The 17,578-nt window shown below is 56.3% G+C and carries 19 protein-coding genes and 1 other RNA gene; 6 read left to right on the top strand and 14 right to left on the bottom strand.

Features of this window, described 5'->3' with window-relative positions:
- Positions 1 to 93: 93 nt before the first annotated feature.
- Positions 94 to 470: RNase P RNA component class A (rnpB, locus tag ACCW76_RS19130), an RNA gene on the bottom strand.
- Positions 471 to 503: 33 nt separating this feature from the next.
- Positions 504 to 1,367, bottom strand: coding sequence for a 16S rRNA (cytidine(1402)-2'-O)-methyltransferase (gene rsmI / locus ACCW76_RS19135; protein ID WP_436339787.1), 864 nt, complete (start codon positions 1,365 to 1,367; stop codon positions 504 to 506).
- Positions 1,368 to 1,429: 62 nt separating this feature from the next.
- On the opposite strand from rsmI, the gene ACCW76_RS19140 reads away from it, so the two are divergent.
- Genes ACCW76_RS19140 through dolP form a run of 4 tightly spaced genes read left to right on the top strand, consistent with a single transcriptional unit; the run spans position 1,430 to position 5,047 of the window.
- Positions 1,430 to 3,505 carry a penicillin-binding protein activator gene (locus tag ACCW76_RS19140; RefSeq protein ID WP_436339789.1) on the top strand — a complete coding sequence of 692 codons (2,076 nt, stop codon included), beginning with the start codon at positions 1,430 to 1,432 and terminating at the stop codon, positions 3,503 to 3,505.
- Entirely contained in the window at positions 3,463 to 3,858 is a 396-nt protein-coding gene (locus ACCW76_RS19145; protein WP_034829209.1) for a YraN family protein, read from the top strand. Before ACCW76_RS19140 ends, ACCW76_RS19145 begins: the two co-directional genes overlap by 43 nt.
- Positions 3,859 to 3,872: 14 nt before the next feature.
- Positions 3,873 to 4,460, top strand: coding sequence for a DnaA initiator-associating protein DiaA (gene diaA, locus ACCW76_RS19150; RefSeq protein WP_034829211.1), 588 nt, complete (start codon positions 3,873 to 3,875; stop codon positions 4,458 to 4,460).
- A 14-nt stretch (positions 4,461 to 4,474) separates the two neighbouring features.
- Complete coding sequence (gene dolP, locus ACCW76_RS19155) at positions 4,475 to 5,047, top strand: division/outer membrane stress-associated lipid-binding lipoprotein (protein WP_045832880.1); 573 nt, start codon at positions 4,475 to 4,477, stop codon at positions 5,045 to 5,047.
- Positions 5,048 to 5,117: 70 nt separating this feature from the next.
- On the opposite strand, the gene ACCW76_RS19160 is transcribed toward dolP, so the two are convergent.
- Complete coding sequence (locus ACCW76_RS19160; protein ID WP_034829215.1) at positions 5,118 to 5,819, bottom strand: pirin family protein; 702 nt, start codon at positions 5,817 to 5,819, stop codon at positions 5,118 to 5,120.
- Positions 5,820 to 5,948: 129 nt separating this feature from the next.
- Between ACCW76_RS19160 and ACCW76_RS19165 the strand changes: the two genes are divergently transcribed.
- Positions 5,949 to 6,851: a LysR family transcriptional regulator gene (locus ACCW76_RS19165; protein WP_038644506.1), complete on the top strand. Its 903-nt coding sequence runs from the start codon at positions 5,949 to 5,951 to the stop codon at positions 6,849 to 6,851.
- Between the two features lie 286 nt (positions 6,852 to 7,137).
- On the opposite strand, the gene ACCW76_RS19170 is transcribed toward ACCW76_RS19165, so the two are convergent.
- The 11 genes from ACCW76_RS19170 to pmbA form a co-directional block, all read right to left on the bottom strand.
- Complete coding sequence (locus ACCW76_RS19170) at positions 7,138 to 9,048, bottom strand: BglG family transcription antiterminator (protein WP_045816566.1); 1,911 nt, start codon at positions 9,046 to 9,048, stop codon at positions 7,138 to 7,140.
- A 24-nt stretch (positions 9,049 to 9,072) separates the two neighbouring features.
- Positions 9,073 to 9,810: a 2-dehydro-3-deoxy-phosphogluconate aldolase gene (gene dagF, locus ACCW76_RS19175; RefSeq protein WP_038644502.1), complete on the bottom strand. Its 738-nt coding sequence runs from the start codon at positions 9,808 to 9,810 to the stop codon at positions 9,073 to 9,075.
- Positions 9,807 to 10,928, bottom strand: coding sequence for a DgaE family pyridoxal phosphate-dependent ammonia lyase (locus ACCW76_RS19180; RefSeq protein ID WP_436339792.1), 1,122 nt, complete (start codon positions 10,926 to 10,928; stop codon positions 9,807 to 9,809). The genes dagF and ACCW76_RS19180 overlap by 4 nt, the downstream gene beginning before the upstream one ends.
- Positions 10,912 to 12,045 carry an amidohydrolase/deacetylase family metallohydrolase gene (locus ACCW76_RS19185; RefSeq protein ID WP_436339793.1) on the bottom strand — a complete coding sequence of 378 codons (1,134 nt, stop codon included), beginning with the start codon at positions 12,043 to 12,045 and terminating at the stop codon, positions 10,912 to 10,914. The genes ACCW76_RS19180 and ACCW76_RS19185 overlap by 17 nt, the downstream gene beginning before the upstream one ends.
- Positions 12,046 to 12,204: 159 nt before the next feature.
- Positions 12,205 to 12,852, bottom strand: a complete 648-nt coding sequence (locus ACCW76_RS19190) for a DUF4310 family protein (protein ID WP_038644496.1) — start codon at positions 12,850 to 12,852, stop codon at positions 12,205 to 12,207.
- A gap of 12 nt (positions 12,853 to 12,864) precedes the next feature.
- Positions 12,865 to 13,641 (bottom strand): DUF4311 domain-containing protein, encoded by a 777-nt coding sequence (locus tag ACCW76_RS19195; protein ID WP_034829226.1) that lies wholly within the window; start codon positions 13,639 to 13,641, stop codon positions 12,865 to 12,867.
- Between the two features lie 25 nt (positions 13,642 to 13,666).
- Positions 13,667 to 13,966, bottom strand: a complete 300-nt coding sequence (locus tag ACCW76_RS19200; protein WP_034829228.1) for a DUF4312 family protein — start codon at positions 13,964 to 13,966, stop codon at positions 13,667 to 13,669.
- A 2-nt stretch (positions 13,967 to 13,968) separates the two neighbouring features.
- Positions 13,969 to 14,325, bottom strand: a complete 357-nt coding sequence (locus tag ACCW76_RS19205) for an SFCGS family glycine-rich protein (protein WP_009087404.1) — start codon at positions 14,323 to 14,325, stop codon at positions 13,969 to 13,971.
- A gap of 17 nt (positions 14,326 to 14,342) precedes the next feature.
- Complete coding sequence (locus ACCW76_RS19210) at positions 14,343 to 14,681, bottom strand: glycine dehydrogenase (RefSeq protein ID WP_038644494.1); 339 nt, start codon at positions 14,679 to 14,681, stop codon at positions 14,343 to 14,345.
- A gap of 254 nt (positions 14,682 to 14,935) precedes the next feature.
- On the bottom strand, positions 14,936 to 15,322 hold the full coding sequence (gene cybC, locus ACCW76_RS19215) for a cytochrome b562 (RefSeq protein ID WP_038644492.1): 387 nt from the start codon (positions 15,320 to 15,322) through the stop codon (positions 14,936 to 14,938).
- Positions 15,323 to 15,517: 195 nt separating this feature from the next.
- Positions 15,518 to 16,858: a metalloprotease PmbA gene (pmbA, locus tag ACCW76_RS19220; RefSeq protein ID WP_045816560.1), complete on the bottom strand. Its 1,341-nt coding sequence runs from the start codon at positions 16,856 to 16,858 to the stop codon at positions 15,518 to 15,520.
- 116 nt (positions 16,859 to 16,974) lie between these two features.
- On the opposite strand from pmbA, the gene yjgA reads away from it, so the two are divergent.
- Complete coding sequence (gene yjgA / locus ACCW76_RS19225) at positions 16,975 to 17,523, top strand: ribosome biogenesis factor YjgA (protein ID WP_034829237.1); 549 nt, start codon at positions 16,975 to 16,977, stop codon at positions 17,521 to 17,523.
- The last annotated feature ends 55 nt before the right edge of the window (positions 17,524 to 17,578 follow it).

Genomic DNA, 17,578 nt, shown 5'->3' on the forward strand with positions numbered 1-17,578 from the left:
TCTTTTCATAGAGAGTGGAGTGGACAGTCATTCATCTTGCCGCTGGACGTCAGATAGCAAAAACCCCGCCGGAGCGGGGTTTTTCCATAAAGAAGTCGAAACTGACCGATAAGCCGGGTTCTGTCGTGGACAGTCATTCATCTAGGCCAGCAATCGCTCACTGGCTCAAGCAGCCTACCCGGGTTCAGTACGGGCCGTACCTTGTGAACCCCTATTTGGCCTTGCTCCGGGTGGAGTTTACCGTGCCACGAACTGTTGCCAGCCGCGCGGTGCGCTCTTACCGCACCCTTTCACCCTTACCTGATCCCATTACTGGGCCATCGGCGGTTTGCTCTCTGTTGCACTGGTCGTAGGCTTGCGCCCCCCAGGCGTTACCTGGCACCCTGCCCTATGGAGCCCGGACTTTCCTCCCCTCTGCCCGTCTCCCCCGAAAGGGACGACGACAAAGCGGCGACTGTCTGGTCAGCTTCGGCGCGGGATAATAGGCGATCCGCCCGCGTTTGTCACGCCTCTTGCTGCTCCAGCGCGTACTTATACAGGGCGTTCTTCTTAACGCCATGAATTTCCGCTGTTAACGCAGCGGCTTTTTTCAGCGGCAGCTCAGTTTGCAGCAACGCCAGGGTGCGCAACGCTTCGGCAGGCAGCGCTTCTTCATCGGCCTTGTGCCCTTCAACAATCAGCACCATCTCGCCTTTGCGACGGTTTTCATCTTCCAATACCCAGGCCAGCAGTTCGCCCACCGGCGCGCCCTGGATGGTTTCCCAGGTTTTGGTAATTTCGCGCGCCAGCACCACATAGCGATCGGCACCCCATACGCTCACCATATCTTGCAGGCTATCGATCAAACGGTGAGTGGATTCATAAAAAATGAGGGTACGTGGTTCATTCTCGAGGGAGCGCAGCACATCGCAGCGGCCTTTACTCTTGGCGGGCAGAAATCCTTCGTAACAGAAACGATCTGACGGTAACCCCGCCGCACTTAATGCTGTAATCGCCGCGCAGGCACCCGGCAACGGAACCACGCGCACACCTTCTTCACGGCAGCGACGTACCAGATGATAGCCAGGATCGTTGATTAATGGCGTGCCCGCATCCGAGACCAGCGCAATGCTCTGGCCTTCTTGCAGCCTGGCTAACAACACTTCTGCTTTCTGTTGTTCGTTGTGGTCGTGAAGTGCGAACAGTCGCGCATTGATGGCGAAATGTTGTAGCAACAGCCCGGTATGACGTGTATCTTCCGCTGCGACCAGATCGACGCTCGCAAGCACCGTCAGCGCACGCTGCGTGATATCACCCAGGTTACCGATCGGGGTAGGAACGATATAGAGCGTGCTGGCAGAAATCTCTGCCCGATCGAGTTGTTTCATTGTTTCATCCGAATTGCCGATTTAATATTGAGCATCTAGAAAAAAACATCACTGGATACAGTATGCTTCCTTCAAAAGTCGTACGTCATAAAGCAGGACGCTTTGTACCTGTTCTTCTCGCTGGACTGATTTTAGCCGCCTGTAGCGGCCAGGGACCGCAGCAAACCTCCAACGTCAATATTCAGGGGCCTGCTACTGGCCGGTCTGACTATTATCTGCAGCAGGTGCAGCAAAGCAGCGATGATAGCAAGACCGACTGGCAATTACTTGCCATCCGTGCCCTGTTGAAGGAAGGAAAGTATCCGCAGGCTAACGATCAGATCTCGCAACTGCCACAGCAGCTCTCTGCAGTGCAGCAGCAGGAACTGCAATTATTGCGCGCGCAGATGCAGATTGGTCAGCAGGATTTCGGCGGCGCTCAGCAGACGCTCGGTCAGGTGAAGACTGATGGCCTGTCTCAGGATCAGCAGGTACGCTACTACGCACTGCAAATCGCTGCGGCACAGAATCGCCCTTCACTCGCGCTCTTACGCGCCTATATTGCTCAGGAACCGCTGCTGCAAGGCGCCGACCACCAGAGCAATATTGACGCCACCTGGCAAGCTCTGACGCAAATGACGCAGGATCAGCTGAACAGCCTGGTGATTAACGCCAATGAGAACACCCTGCAAGGCTGGCTGGATCTGCTCAACACCTGGCACACCAATAGCCAGGACCCGCAGATGCTGAAAGCCGCGATCAAAGACTGGCAGACGCGCTATCCGCAGAATCCGGGCGCGAAAACGCTGCCGACGCAGCTTAGCCAGGTGCAAAACTTCACCAAAGCCTCGACCAGCACCATCGCGCTACTGCTGCCGCTGAATGGCCAGGCACAGGTTTTTGCCAATGCGATTCAGAAAGGTTTTAACGATGCCAAAAATGGCGTGTTAACTGCCCCAGCCCCGCAACCCGCCCCTGCTGCGCCAGCGGCAACCGATGCCAATGGTCAGCCGTCAGCACAACAGACTGGCGATGCCAATGCACAACAGCCTGCCGATGCTAACGCTGCCGCTAACACGGTTGTCAGCCCGGCCATGGCAGGTAATATGCCGCCACAGACCGAACAGCCGCAGCCCGCCGCACAACCGGCGACAACGGCTGCTCAGCCGGACAGCAGCGCTCAGGTTAAAGTTTATGACACCAGCAGCCAGCCGATTGCTCAGGTGATGCAGCAGGCACAGCAGGATGGCGCGACCATCGTGGTGGGTCCACTGTTGAAAAACGACGTCGAGTCGGTGGTGAATAGCCAGACACCCCTTAACGTGCTGGCGCTGAATGAGCCAGAACAGATCCAGAACCATCCGAATATTTGTTATTTTGCGCTTTCTCCTGAAGACGAAGCGCGCGATGCCGCGCACCATATCTACGAGCAAGGCAAACGCCAGCCATTACTGCTGGTACCGCGTAGCAGCTATGGCGATCGCGTCAGCAAGGCGTTCGCACAGGAGTGGCAGAAACTCGGCGGTTCCACCGTACTGCAACAGCGTTTCGGTGGCGTTTCTGAGCTGAAACAAGGTATTAATAGCGGGGCCGGTATCGCATTGAGTGGCACGCCGCTGACGGTTGAACAGCCGCAGTCTGCCGGCGTGGCTGTTGCGGGCCTGACCATTCCGGCGCCGCAAACCACCCCGCCAGCGCCAACGGCCGATGCCAGCGGCGGCAGTGTGGATGCAGTGTACATCGTGGCCAGCCAGGACGAGCTGCAACTGATCAAGCCGATGATTGCGATGCGCACCAGCAGCCGCAACAACATCGCACTGTATGCCAGCTCCCGCAGTGCGCAGGCCGGTGCCGGTCCAGACTTCCGTCTGGAAATGGATGGCCTGCAGTTCAGTGATATTCCGCTGCTCTCCGGTAACAATCCGGGTCTGATGCAGCAGGCGGCGAAGTCGTTTAACAACGATTATTCGCTGGTTCGCCTCTACGCGATGGGCATTGATGCCTGGACGCTGGCGAATCACTTTAACCAGATGCGCCAGGTGCCTGGCTTTGCCATTGATGGCAACACCGGCAAACTGAGCGCCGACACGGATTGCGTGATCAACAGGAAGTTGGCATGGAACCAGTATCGTCAGGGACAAATCGTTCCGGTGCAGTAAACCGCCAGCGCATTGGCGCTGAGCAGGAGCAGCAGGCGCGTGGCTATCTGGAGCGCGCCGGGCTGCGATGGGTTGCCAGCAACGTGCGTTGCCGCAGTGGGGAAATTGACCTCATTATGCGAGACGCCGACTGCTGGGTGTTTGTCGAAGTGCGCTATCGACGCGATGCGCGCTACGGCGGTGCCGCCGCCAGCGTGACGCGCCAGAAACAACAAAAGCTGCTGCGTACCGCTGCATGGTGGTTGCTGGCACGCGGCGGCAGTTTTGATACGGTGAATTGCCGTTTTGACATCATTGCCATTACCGGGCGTGAGCTGGAATGGCTGCCCGATGCCTTTAATGCCGATGGATAGAACCAGGTGGTCTTGTGCAGGACAGAATTAAAGCGTGTTTTACCGAAAGTATTCAGACTCAAATCGCCGCTGCGGAGGCACTGCCGGACGCGATTTCTCGCGCCGCTATGACGCTGGTGCAGTCGCTGCTGAACGGTAACAAAATCCTGAGTTGTGGTAACGGTGCGTCATCGGCCAATGCTCAGCATTTTGCCGCCAGTATGATTAACCGTTTTGAGACCGAGCGCCCCAGCCTGCCTGCGCTGGCACTGAGCGCCGACAATGTCATGCTGACGGCAATCGGCAACGATCGTCTCCACGATGAAGTTTATGCCAAGCAGGTTCGCGCGCTTGGTCAGGCCGGTGATGTGCTGCTGGCTATTTCAACCCGTGGCAACACCCGCGATATTGTTAAAGCGGTTGAAGCTGCGGTGACTCGCGATATGACTATCGTCGCGCTGACCGGCCATGATGGCGGTGAGCTGGCGGGCCTGTTGGGTCCGCACGATGTGGAAATTCGCATTCCGTCACATCGCAGTGCACGCATTCAGGAAATGCATATGCTGACGCTGAACTGCCTGTGTGATTTGATTGATAACACTTTGTTCCCACACCAGGAATGACTGAAGGAGCTCAAATGAAAGCATTGAACGCTGTCGCCATTCTTTTAACTGCCATGATGCTGCAGGGCTGTGTTGCCGTTGTGGCAGGCGGCGCCGCTGTGGCGACCAAAACGGCAACGGACCCGCGCACCGTCGGTACGCAAGTGGATGATGGTACGCTGGAACTGCGTGTCACTAACGCACTGGCTAAAGATGAACAAATTAAAAACCAGGCGCGCGTCGTGGTCACCGCTTATCAGGGCAAAGTACTGCTGACCGGCCAATCACCATCGGCTGATTTGGCGAGCCGCGCCAAGCAGATTGCGATGGGCGTAGAGGGTGCCACCGAAGTGTATAACGAAATCCGTACCGGCCAGAAAGTGAGCCTCGGAACGTCATCATCCGATACCTGGATCACCACCAAAATCCGCTCGCAGCTGCTGGGTAGCGATCAGGTGAAATCGTCGAACGTGAAAGTGACCACGGAAAACGGTGAAGTGTTCCTGCTGGGTCTGGTGACACAACAGGAAGCCACTGCGGCGGCCGATGTGGCCAGTCGTGTGAGCGGTGTGAAACACGTAACGACCGCGTTCACCATTCTGAAGTAATCTGCATCTGACGGGCGCAGTCAGTTGCGCCCCGACCACAGACAAGGGCAGCCTCAGCGGGCTGCTTTTTTTATGCCGGTAAATCGATGACGAGGGCACGCAGCGGCGTTTTCGCCTGCAACGTAATCTGCTGTTCTTCACTCAAGAACGCGCCGTCACCGCAGCTCAGTAACTCCTGATTGGCGCTACTTGCCTGCAGATCCAACGAACCGTGGATGGATTGCAGATAGGCGCGAGGGCCGTTCAGTTTCACCGTATGCTGCTCACCGGGGGCGAGTATCACCTGATGGACCCAAACTTGCTGACGCAGTTGCAGGCTGCCATCCACGCCGTCTGGCGAGGCCAGCAAGAAACGGGTCTGCTGCGGCACAGCGATTTTCTGCAGCAGCGGATTCTCTCGATCCGGGCAGGCCGCCAGCCACAGCTGCATACGTGTTAGCGGGTGATCTTTGCTGATATTGATTTCACTGTAGTTCACGCCCTGCCGCGCCGACAGCAGCATGGCTTCGCCTTCCCGCGCGATCAGGTGGTTACCTTCGCTATCGCGGTACTCTGCTTCGCCTTGCAACACCAGGTTCAGCACATCCACTTGCGGATAGCTGCGTGGCTGGAACGCCGCACCGGGTGCCAGCACTTCCTGATTAAGCACACGCAATGAAGCGTAGCCCATTAATTTCGGGTCAAAATAGTGGCCAAAAGAGAAGCTGTATCGCGCCTGCAACCAACCGAAATCGGCCTGGCCACATGCTGACGCGCAGCGGGTTGTCATCATGATTTACCTCCGACGCACTGCGGTGAGATTCGACCACAGGCTTTATACGTTAATGGTAAAAGGCTGGACGCCGGATTGTTAGCCAGTTAATCTGCCTGGCATATTCAAATTTACTGACAGAGAACCGGCATGGCAAAAGACCGCGCGTTAACCCTCGAAGCTTTACGTGTGATGGATGCTATTGATCGTCGTGGTAGCTTTGCTGCGGCAGCCGATGAACTGGGCCGCGTTCCCTCTGCATTGAGCTACACCATGCAGAAGCTGGAAGAGGAACTGGACGTGGTGCTGTTTGACCGCTCCGGCCATCGCACCAAGTTCACCAATGTCGGGCGTATGCTGCTGGAGCGTGGGCGCGTGCTGCTGGAAGCGGCCGATAAACTCACCACCGATGCCGAAGCGCTGGCACGCGGTTGGGAAACCCATCTCACCATCGTAGCCGAAGCACTGATCCCCACCAATCTGCTGTTTCCTGTCGTTGAAAAGCTGGCGGAGAAAGCCAACACGCAGATTTCGCTGGTGACGGAAGTGCTGGCCGGTGCCTGGGAGCGTCTTGAACAGGGCCGCGCGGACATCGTGATTGCGCCTGATATGCATTTCCGTGCATCAACCGAGATCAACACCCGTAAGCTTTACAGCATTATGAGCGTCTACGTGGCCAGTCCGGATCACCCGATTCATCAGGAAGCCGAGCCGCTGTCTGAAGTGACGCGCGTGAAGTATCGCGGTATCGCGGTGGCAGATACCGCGCGCGAACGCCCGGTGTTAACGGTACAGTTGCTGGATAAACAGCAGCGCCTGACGGTGAGCAGTATGGACGACAAACGTCGCGCCCTGCTGGCAGGATTGGGTGTCGCCACCATGCCTTATCCGATGGTGGAACAGGATATCGCCGAAGGCCGTCTGCGTGTGGTGAGTGCCGAATACACCCGTGAAGTGGATATTATTATGGCATGGCGCCGCGATAGCATGGGTGAAGCCAAAGCGTGGTGCTTGCGTGAGATCCCGCGATTGCTGGCGAAGCAGCGTAGCTGATTAAGACCTGGTCGGCATAAATGCCGACTCTCCCCCAACAGTGTAGCGGGATATTCATCCCAATCATCACAGCCCGGCATCCAGGCCGAATAGTAAAGCGTCGACATGCTTCCCAAACATCCTGGGGCGGGATGCGTGTGGGACGTTGTAGTATTGGCATTCATTTCAAACCTCGTTAGCCAGGATGCATGCCGGACGTTGTAATGTGGGCATTCATCCCAAACCTCGTCAGCAAGGATGCATGCCGGACGTTGTCGTGCTGGCTTCATCCCACCCTGGTTTACCCTCACATCCGGCTGAGACAATCGATCGCCACCGCTTTAAAGCTGACGAAATCCGCGCAATCGCGCAATCGGGTCATCGCCCTCTCCCGCAGGAAAGTGACGAACAGATCGTAAATCGCCATCGCCTCTTCGTATTCGCTTTTGCTTATCGCCAGCAGGAAAATCACCGAAGCGGTTTCATCACCCCAGCTCACGCCATGCGGTGCCAGCACGGTATACACCACGGTTTTCTTCGCCAGCAATCCCAGTGAGTGTGGCAGCGCAATGCCTTCGCCGAGCAGGGTGCTGACAATCGCTTCTCGCTCTTCAACGGAGGGATAAAAGTCCGCATCCACACAGCCTTCTGACTCCAGCTGATCGCACAACACGCGGAACAGCGCGGATTGCGTCATCGGCTTATCCAGCACCATAAAGTGCTGTGCATCGAAGTATTTTTCCAGCATGTAAGGTCGTGTGCGATCCACCAGCACCAACTTGCCCAACTGCTCCAGCTGGAACTCGGTCGGGAACGGCGACATCACCGCAATCGGCTTATTCTTCTCACTCAAACGCACGGTGGAAATCACGAAATCTTCGTCGATGTGTTCGCGCATCTCGTAATCACGCTGTGACAAACGCGCCGTGACCACCAACTGCGGGTATTTACGCAGCAGCAGCGCTTCAATCATGCGCAGTGTGGAGTTGCCGCTGTCGCACACCAGCAGCACCTGTGGATGGCGTTGATAGCCGACATCGTAATGCCGCTCCAGCCCGACACCGATGTGCAGCACCAGAAAACCGATTTCGTTCTCGCTGATGCTATAAGGCGTGTATTTTCCCCAACTGGTCACCGCCGCCAGCGTCACGTCATACGCCATCGGATAGTGCTGTTTGATGTTACTCAGCAGCGGATTGGGGATGTGAATCTGGTAGCGCACCCGGGTAATCATGGTTTTGATATGGGTGAGCAGATCGGCCCGCAGCTGCTCATCCTGCTGCAAGCGGTAGTTGTAATGGGTGTTGATGTAGTTCAGCAGGTAGTCGACCAGCGCATCGGCATCATCAGCATTAATGGTGCTGGGCGACAGCGCCTGAATCTGCCGGGCGGCGATATTGACGCGTAGCCAGTTCTCTTCCGCCTGCGAGATCGGTTTGCCGACCAGCGGCTGCATCAGATTCACCAGATGATGCGCGGCTTCGCGCACCTCTTCACCGACATCTTCCGCGCCGGGGTCGTTGAGCGGGAAACCTTCGCTGATGCGTCGCACCGCCACCGCACAGTAAATTTGCAGATAGCGCTCACCCTCATCGCTCAGGCGAATCGCATACTGATTAAAGCAGTGCTGCAACAGCGGTTCCAGCTGTGCCAGGATGCCACTGTGCAGCGCTTCCACCGTCAACAGCGGGCTATCAGGCATCTCCTGATCAATCTGCCACAGCAAATCCGTCAGGCAGGTGCGGATCGCCGCTTCGCTGCCGAACAACTTCATGCCGTAATGGGGTTTGGTTTCGATATTCAGATGATAGCGGCCCAGCCACTCGCGCACTTCCGCCATATCGCTTTGCAGGGTGGCGCGGCTGACAAACCACTCTTCCGACAGGTCTTCCAGCTTGAGAGAATAGGCGGCGGTGAGAAAACGCGTGAGCAAATAGCGCACGCGATCCTGAGAAGTGCGCGGCACGCGCAGCGGCGCGGCGCTCTCTTCCTGCAGACGGTCAAAAAGCGCCACATCGTCGATCTTCAGCTGGTATCCCGCGCCGCGCGCCAGTACGAACTGTGCGCCGTGTTGCTCCAGCAGCGCATTCAGCGCGGTGATATCGGTGCGCACCGTGCGCGTTGAAACAGAAAAGCGGCGCGCCAGCTCATCCTGCGGCAGCGTTTCGTTTTGCAGCGCAGCGAAAAGTTGGGCCAGACGCTGATTGGGAAATCTCACGGAGCTTCACCTGTGACTCGATTGTTACAGCAGTTTCTTGCACGTTGCCAGAAGCTGACGCACATCGTCAATGCGCGTGTCGCCAGTGGCACTGTCGATGATCGAACTATAGACGTGTGGAATCACTTTGCTGACGCCCGCATCGAGTGCAATCTGCACAATGGCTTCGAAGTTATTGAGATCGATGCCGCCGGTCGGTTCCAGCCAGAAGTCGTGACGCGCACAGGCTTCAGCAACGGCACGGTACTCATTCACCGCTTTTAAGCCGCCCATCGGGAAGTATTTCACCGAACTGCCACCCATGTCCTGCAGCATGGCGATGGCGCTGTCGATCGGCACAATCGCATCCTCCAGCTGCGAGCTGCGCGGTCCGGTGGAAATTTTCACCAGGCCCGGCGTGCCGGTTGGCGAAATCAGACCGTTGACCACGGTGTGATTCTGCCCGAGCAGCGCGCGGCTGGTCGCCACACCGGTAAACACCTGGTTCACGTGCTGCGGTTGCAGCACCGCTGAGATCTCACTCACCATCGCCGACTGATTAGGATCGCCTGCGCCCAGTCCGACGGACAGCGCGTTGTCGATCAGCGCCGCGTACTCGCGCATATCGGCAATCGCTTCTTCATTGCTCGCGTAATTTTTTGATAACACGCCCACCAGCACATGGCCTTCTGCGGCCTGCCAGATCTCTTTGGCGTTCTGCTTAGAACCGGCCAGCACGTTGAGGCACAGACGGCCCTGATAAAAATTCGGGTTCAGACTCATACGCGTTTTCCTCCACTGAGTAACGCCTGGATACGGCTAAAAATAATATGCAACTGATCGGCGCTGACGCTACGCACGTCGGCTTCGATAATGCCTTCATTGGCCTTGTAGCCACGGAAGTAGATAGCGATGTCGCCGGTTTTCAACGCCTGCACCAGCTCGCCGGTTGGCCATTGTGTGACGGCTTCATCGAACTTGATCTCAGCACGGGCGATATCGCGGCCTGCCGCATCCCACACTACGCGTGCGGACACACCATTCAGCGTATTGAGGTTGTCGATAAACGGCGTCATGTTGGCCACCATCTCTGCACCGGTGGTTTTCGGCTGCACCAGATAGTTTTCAATCGCCTGCGTCAGACCGAGAATGCCCTCTTTACCGACTTTCATCGCGCGGCCAATACCGTTGCTTTGACGTTTGACCCACTCAACGTACTGAGTGCGGCCAATCACCAGACCGCTGGTCGGCCCTTCGATCGCCTTGGCGCCGCTGTAGATCACCAGGTCCGCACCCATCTGGTAGTAGCACTGCAGATCTTCCTCTGCCGCCGCATCCACGATTAACGGAATGCCATGTTTGCGGGCGACGACCGCCGCCTGCTCCACGCTGAGGTGGCTTTTCTGCACGCAGTGATGTGACTTGATGTACAGCAGCGCCGCCGTGGTTGGCGTGATGGCGGCAGCCAGCTGTTCAGGCGAACATTCGTTGCTGTAACCAGCCTCCACCAGACGTCCGCCGCCCAGCGCCACCATCGCACCCACCGGCGCACCGAAGTTCACGTTATGACCTTTCGGCACCACGATGTCGTGCGGCACGGTCAGCGGCGCTGCATGCAGGTTGTCCAGCAGCCAGTCGTTATCTTTGACGATCACCGCCGCCACGCTCTGTGCGATGCCCGCAGAGGCGCAGGAAACCACCACCGCGCTCTCGACATCCAGCAACTTCGCGATGTACGCGCCGGTTTTGTTGACCAGATCTTTGATCTCGAAATAGTGATTCAAACCGTAGCTGACGGTCTCCACCACATCGGCGGAAGGCGTTGAAACACCCAGAATGGTCATACGACCGGAGGCATTGATGACCTGTTTCAGGTCATATTTTTCATAAATCGAAGACATGATTAGCTTTCCCTTCATCAGTCAGATGCCACTTACCCGCGATAACCACGGCCAGCGGCAGCAAATGTTGCTCACCCAAAACCCGTTCGCCTTCAGCATCGACGAACGGGCGGGCTTCCTCTTTGACGGTAAAAATGGTCAGGTCGGCGTCATAACCTTCTGTTAAGCGCCCTTTACCCGCTAAGCGCAGGCCAGCCGCGGCATTGCCGGTGACGCAGTCGATAACCTGCGGCAGCGTCATGCCAATGCTGAAGAATTTCGACATCACGTGCGCCAGGCTATGTACCGGGCCGTTGATGCGGTTGCGACAATAAATGTCCGAACTGATGGTGTCGGGCAGAATGCCCTGCGCGATGGCCTGACGGGCCACTTCAAAGCTGAAGCTGGCACTGCCGTGGCCGATATCCAGTTTTACGCCACGCGCGATGGCGTTTTTCACTGCCGCTTTCAATTCACCCTGTGGTGAAAGAATGCGGTTTGGTTTGCCGTTAAAACAGTGAGTAATGATGTCGCCGGAAGTGAGCAGATCGGCAATCTCTTCCAGCACCGGCGGATTGTTGCCGATGTGCACCATCAGTGGCAGATTTCCCGCCGCCTGCTGAATGGCTTTGGCGCGAATCAGCGGCTGAATGCCATTCTCACCCACCACGCTGCTGCTCATGCGCGCTTTCAGCCCCACGATAAAGTCCGGGCGACGTTTCACCGCCTGCACCACGGCGTCACCGTCAATCTGCGCCATATCGGCCAGCTCGTTCTGGGTGATGATGCCAGTGCGTGAGATGTTGATCAGCGCGCGCACTTCGGTGGTGGCGGAACGGGTGAGCTGATAGAAATCGTCGATATGATCCGCGCCGGTGCTGCCTGCATCAACCACGGTAGTGACGCCCTGCGCCATGCCAATCGCATCGGCTTCATCGTGATAAATGGGGGATTTGGGATAGCAGTGCACGTGGCTGTCGATCCAGCCTGCGCTGACGTAATAGCGCCCCTCTAAATCGCGCTCCTGCTGAGCTGAACCGCTGACGTCGCCGACCGCGACAATTTTGCCCTGCTGGATGGCGATATCCACCAGCTGTTCGTCGCACAAACGCGCGCGGCGCAGAATCAGATCAAACATATTCACTCCTTAACAACCTGCATTCAGCCTGGTGCACATAGATGCGCACCCTACGGAATCTGCATCACATCTGTGTGGGGGCATTAATGCGCCCCCCACAGAATGCACTGTTCAATCGTAGGGTCGCCGTGAAGGGCGACCGTTAAATCGGTGACAGCTTTACAGCGAAACCGGGAACATCGCGCCTAACGCCATGGCACCTAAAATCGCGCCACCGGTGATCGGTTTGTTCCACAGATAAAACAACAGCGCACCCACCAGCGAACCGAGGCCGATGGGAATCGATGCCGCCATCGCAGACAGGATAATCAACGGCCCAAGGAAGCGGCCGGAAGCATTACCTGCACCCATCATCACGTCCGCACCGTAAGTGGAGTCGCTCTGATTGATGGTGAACTTACGCGCCAGGATAATCAGATAGCCAATGGCTAATCCCACCACCAGGCCCGTTGCCAGTGATGCCGCAAAGTTCGCCACCGGGAACACGATGCCCGCGCCCAGCAGTAAAGCGGGAACGCCCAGCCCGACACCGGTTTGAATCGCGCCGCCGATATCCAGAATCCCGACCAGCGAACCTTCGATGATGCGAGCAAACAGGAAGCTGGCACCAAACGCCGCCACGGCGCCATACACGCCGGTTTCCATGCCGGAACGCAGCATCGAAACAAACGCCACTTCGTTAAATGCACCGATGCCGTACAGGTAGTACATGTGCGTACCGGCAAACACCCCGGCGGACAGCAGGCCAACAAAGATCGGGAAAGACCAGTCGGCGTACCAGAACCCTTTGTTTTCGGTCTCGTTCATTCTCAAGGCTCCTTATTTGCCGCTCAGGCTGTTGTGAATCATGTCCAGCCAGCCAGGAATGCCAAGTTGGAAGGATTGCAGCAGTTTCATGTCGAAACCACGGAAGAAGCCGCTCAGAGCGAACAGCAGCACAATCGCGAACATCATCACTTTGGTGACTTTGTTCCAGCCGCTCTCTTCCACGCCTTTACCAATCAGGATACCCAGCACCAGACCCGGTACGGCATTGCCCATGATCAACTGCGCCAGACCACCAAAGATGGTTGCCCAGAAACCGGATTTCTTGCCGGCATCAATCGCTGCCAGCCAGAAGATCACCGGCATCACGGTGTTCACCAGCAGGTTGGCCGCCGGCACCAGCACTTTAACCGCCGTAACCTGCAACGCTGCAGGCACCGCAGAAGCCGTGCTGTTGAGGAACGCCACCACGATCATGCCGATGATGCCGCAGGCAATCGCCATGCGTTTTGGGTTATGCAGGGTTTCGGCGACGTTGCGGTTTTTCACCATCAACGCGGCTGCGCCCCAGTTAGGCAGAATGCGGTGATCAACGTCCTGAGTGAAGGAACCTGCAGCCACAGACGATGCCCAGGCGTTAAAGAAGAAGCCAAGACCAAAGGAGAAGTGCGAAGCGGGATCGCCCTCACAGGAATTGAGTTCACCCAAGGTACGAAACGCGCCCATACCTTGCGTGGTCGGTGCATGGAACATGCGCGCTGCGCCCGCTCCTACCCCAACGCCAACCAATCCACCAATGATCAACGACTTAAACAAAATGATTAAAAACATGTTGTTGTACCCTTTGTTGTCGTTTTTATTTCGTCGCGATGAAATCCACCTTGTCGGTGTCGATCACGGTGACGCTGACGGTGATTTCCAACTCGACGCTGTAATTCCGTCGTTCGCGCGCCAGAAAGAAGAACAAGAACTTCTCTGTGCGTACGCTCTCCTGCGCGCGCAGCACCCGCACATCTATGGGTTCAATGCGCAACAGAATCTTTTGGCTGGTGCGCAGCACTTGCTGCTGCACCTTGCTCAGTGCATCGGAAAAGGCTTTCGCTTTGCTGTCGCCTTTGCCCTGCACCGTAACCTGCGTCTCGTATTGCTGTTTCATGCTTAGCTGCCGTGTTTTTTATTCCAGGCCTGCACCAGACGTTCACCCAGCTCTTCTTTATCCATAAAGCCAAAGCCCAGCACGGTGGCGCCTTCGTTGATGGCGGTCACGCCTTCATCAATCGAACGCATACCGTGTTTGGCTTTGTAGCCATATTTGTTTTGCGCAGTGATGGCACCGGCACCGCCGCTGCCGCAGAAAGAGATGCCGAAGTCGGCGTTTTCCGCTTTCATCACATCGCCCAGCTTCATGTCCGCTGCTACGCCCGGCACCACAACGGCACGGCCGCCTGCTTTCTCAATCCCTGCTGCGACTTTCTGACCTTTACCCAGACGATCACCAATCACGACTGTTACCATGTTCAATTCCTCTCGATTTATGCTTCGTTGGATTTCGCCACTTCGATATGCACCGATAGCAGCCAGGCTTCTTCTTTTGGCAGATTGCCAAACAGATCGACCACCTGCTGTGCCAGCGCCATGGTTTCTGGCGAGATGTCTTCAAACAGTTCGGCTTCCACTTCCGGCAAGGCTTCACCTGTGAGCGAACGCGCTGCCATCGCCCGCACATGCGAGGCCAGCATCTGCTGCTGCACGGCGTTGGCTTCGATGTGGTGCGCAGCGTAGATCGCCGCAATTTGCTTCATCACGTTATCCGCCAGCGCCTGAATGGCTTCCGGCGTGCTCTGTTTCAGTGGGACAGCTTCACTCCTCACCTTGCTACTCCTGTTTACTGCGGACAATTAGAGATAATTCGCGTTGAAAAGAAATTACGCTTTCCGCTTCAGGCTGTGGAGACGCATCTTTTCCACCTCAAAGTGGAAATCCCACGGGTGTGTGTGCGCCAGATCGCACTACGCATGAAGTGTGCGAAACAGGTCACAAAAATGCGGGTTATGCCGGGAATCGATGCGTTTAAACGGAGGAAATGCGAGGGGAGATAAGGCCAGCCACAGGGCTGGCCGGGTTATCAGCGGAATTTCTTATGGTTGGCGTTACGAATATCTTCCAACTTCTTCGCTTCAGTTTTGGCTTCGTCGAGCTTGTTGGCTTTCGCCAACTGATCGACGACATCAATCTGCGCAATCAGAGAATCAAGACCAGCGTGATAATCCTTAATCTGGGCGCTATCGGCAGCCTGACCTTCCAGTTTTTCCGGCGTGGATTTTTTAGCATCCTCCGCCGCCTGGCGCATCTTGCCGAGCGCGGTTTGCATTTCCTGAGCATCAGAGGTTTTCTTCACCACGCTCAGGCCATCTTTCAGGGTATCCATATCACTCTTCAGGTCAGCAGCGAATACGCTAGCTGAAGAGAACAACAGCGAGAGAGACAACATTGCAATCACATGCTTACGCATAAATATTCCTTATTTCCCGTCATATTTCAGGTTCCAGACACGTTGGCTACGCTCACTCACCCCAGTCACTGACTGATGTAACGTCCTGAGGATTCATTCACTTGCCGCCTTTCTGTCACGCGAATAATTTTGGGGGTTTTATTGTCGGGCTAAAAAAAAAGCAGCCTTGCGGGCTGCTTTCATGAAGCGATGTCTTTATTGTCCGGCGATTTTCATCTCCGGCAGCAGCACCGACCCGCATTGTATATTGCTGCGCGTTTCAATGTCGTTACCGAGCGTTACCATATTGAGCCACATGTCCTTGAGGTTGCCCGCAATTGTGATCTCGCTCACAGGATATTGGATTTCACCGTTTTCAACCCAGAAGCCTGAGGCACCGCGCGAATAGTCACCGGTCATGGCGCTGACGCTGGAGCCCATCATTTCGGTGACCACTAAACCACGGCCCATCTGCTTCAGCATATCTTCAAAGCTATGCCCCTGGCCCGCAATGCGCCAGTTGTGAATACCGCCCGCATGGCCAGTGCTCTGCAGGCCAAGCTTGCGTGCCGAATAGCTGGTCAGCAGCCAGTTTTGCAGCACGCCATCTTTGATGATGTCGCGCGCTTGCGTGCGGACACCTTCGCTGTCGAACGGCGTAGACGCCAGCCCTTTCAGCAAATGCGGCTTCTCTTCAATCGTCAGCCACTCAGGCAGGATCTGTTTGCCGAGTGAATCCAGCAGGAAGGTCGCTTTGCGATAGACGCTGCCGCCGCTGATCATGCCGACCAGATGGCCAAACAGACCCGTCGCCACTTCCGGCGCGAAGATCACCGGTGCTTTCATGGTTGGCAGTTTGCGCGGCGCCAGACGTGACAACACACGACGTGCACACTCTTGCCCTACCCAATCGGCAGTTTGCAGATCGTCAATAGAGCGGCCGATGGTGTAAGCGTAATCCCGCTCCATGTTGCCATCCTGCTCGGCAATCACGCAGCTGGAGAGCGAATGGCGGCTGGAGCAGTAGCTCTGCAACATGCCGTGGCTGTTACCGAAGACTTTGATGCCGACGTGGCTGTTGAAGCTGCCGCCTTCGGTATTGGTAATGCGCTTGTCAGCCTGCAGCGACGCCTGTTCTGCCTGTGCGGCCCATTCGATAGCGCGATCGGCATCGATCTCCCACGGATGGTAAAGATCGAGATCCGGCGCTTCAAACGCCAGCAGATCGGGATCGGCCGGGGCACCAAAAGGATCAACCGAGGTGTAGCGCGCAATGTCGATCGCCGCCTGCACGGTGCGTTTGATGGCATCCGGGCTGAGGTCGGTTGAAGAAGCACTGCCTTTGCGGTTCTGATGATAGACGGTGATGCCAAGTGCACCATCGCTGTTGAATTCGACGTTTTCCACTTCGCCATAGCGGGTACTGACGCCGATGCCGGTGGTTTTGGTCACCGCAACTTCTGCTCCATCGGTGCTGGCTTTCGCCAGTTCCAGCGCCTGCGCGACAGCCTGTTCTAACACTTTACGTTGTTCTGCAACCTGAGTAGATACGTTCATCGACCTGCCGTCTAATCTTAAGTATGAATTTATTGAGTCTATCAGACTCAGAGAACAATTTCGCAGTCGCCCGATAAACTGGTAGGATTAGCCTCTTTTTTTTAGGGAGCCAAGAGATGACCAAGCAGCCCGATGACTGGCTCGACGATGTGCCAGATAATCAAAACGAAGAAGATGAAGACGAAGAGATTATCTGGGTCAGCAAAAGCGAAATTAAACGCGACGCCGAAGAGCTGAAACGCCTGGGCGCCGAGTTAGTGGATCTGGGGAAAAACTCCCTCGACAAAATTCCACTCGACGATGATCTGCGTGCCGCCATTGAGCTGGCACAGCGTATTAAAAAGGAAGGCCGTCGCCGCCAGTTGCAGCTGATCGGTAAGATGTTGCGCGCGCGCGATGAAGATCCGATTCGTCAGGCACTGGATAAGCTGAAGAACCGCCATAACCAGCAGGTGGCGCTGTTCCATAAACTCGAGCAACTGCGCGATCGCATGATCGAGAAAGGCGATGACGCTATCGCGGAAGTGATTAACCTCTATCCGCAGGCCGATCGCCAGCAACTGCGCACCATGATTCGTAATGCGCAGAAAGAGAAAGCCGCTAACAAGCCACCGAAAGCCACCCGTCAGATCTTCCAGTATCTGCGCGAACTGGCTGAGGCGTGAGTTTATCGCGTGCATAAAAAGGGTCGCCAACAGGCGACCCTTTTTTATTTGGGCA

The sequence above is a fragment of the Pantoea sp. C8B4 genome (genome assembly GCF_051336905.1).
Lineage (GTDB): Bacteria > Pseudomonadota > Gammaproteobacteria > Enterobacterales > Enterobacteriaceae > Pantoea > Pantoea rwandensis_B.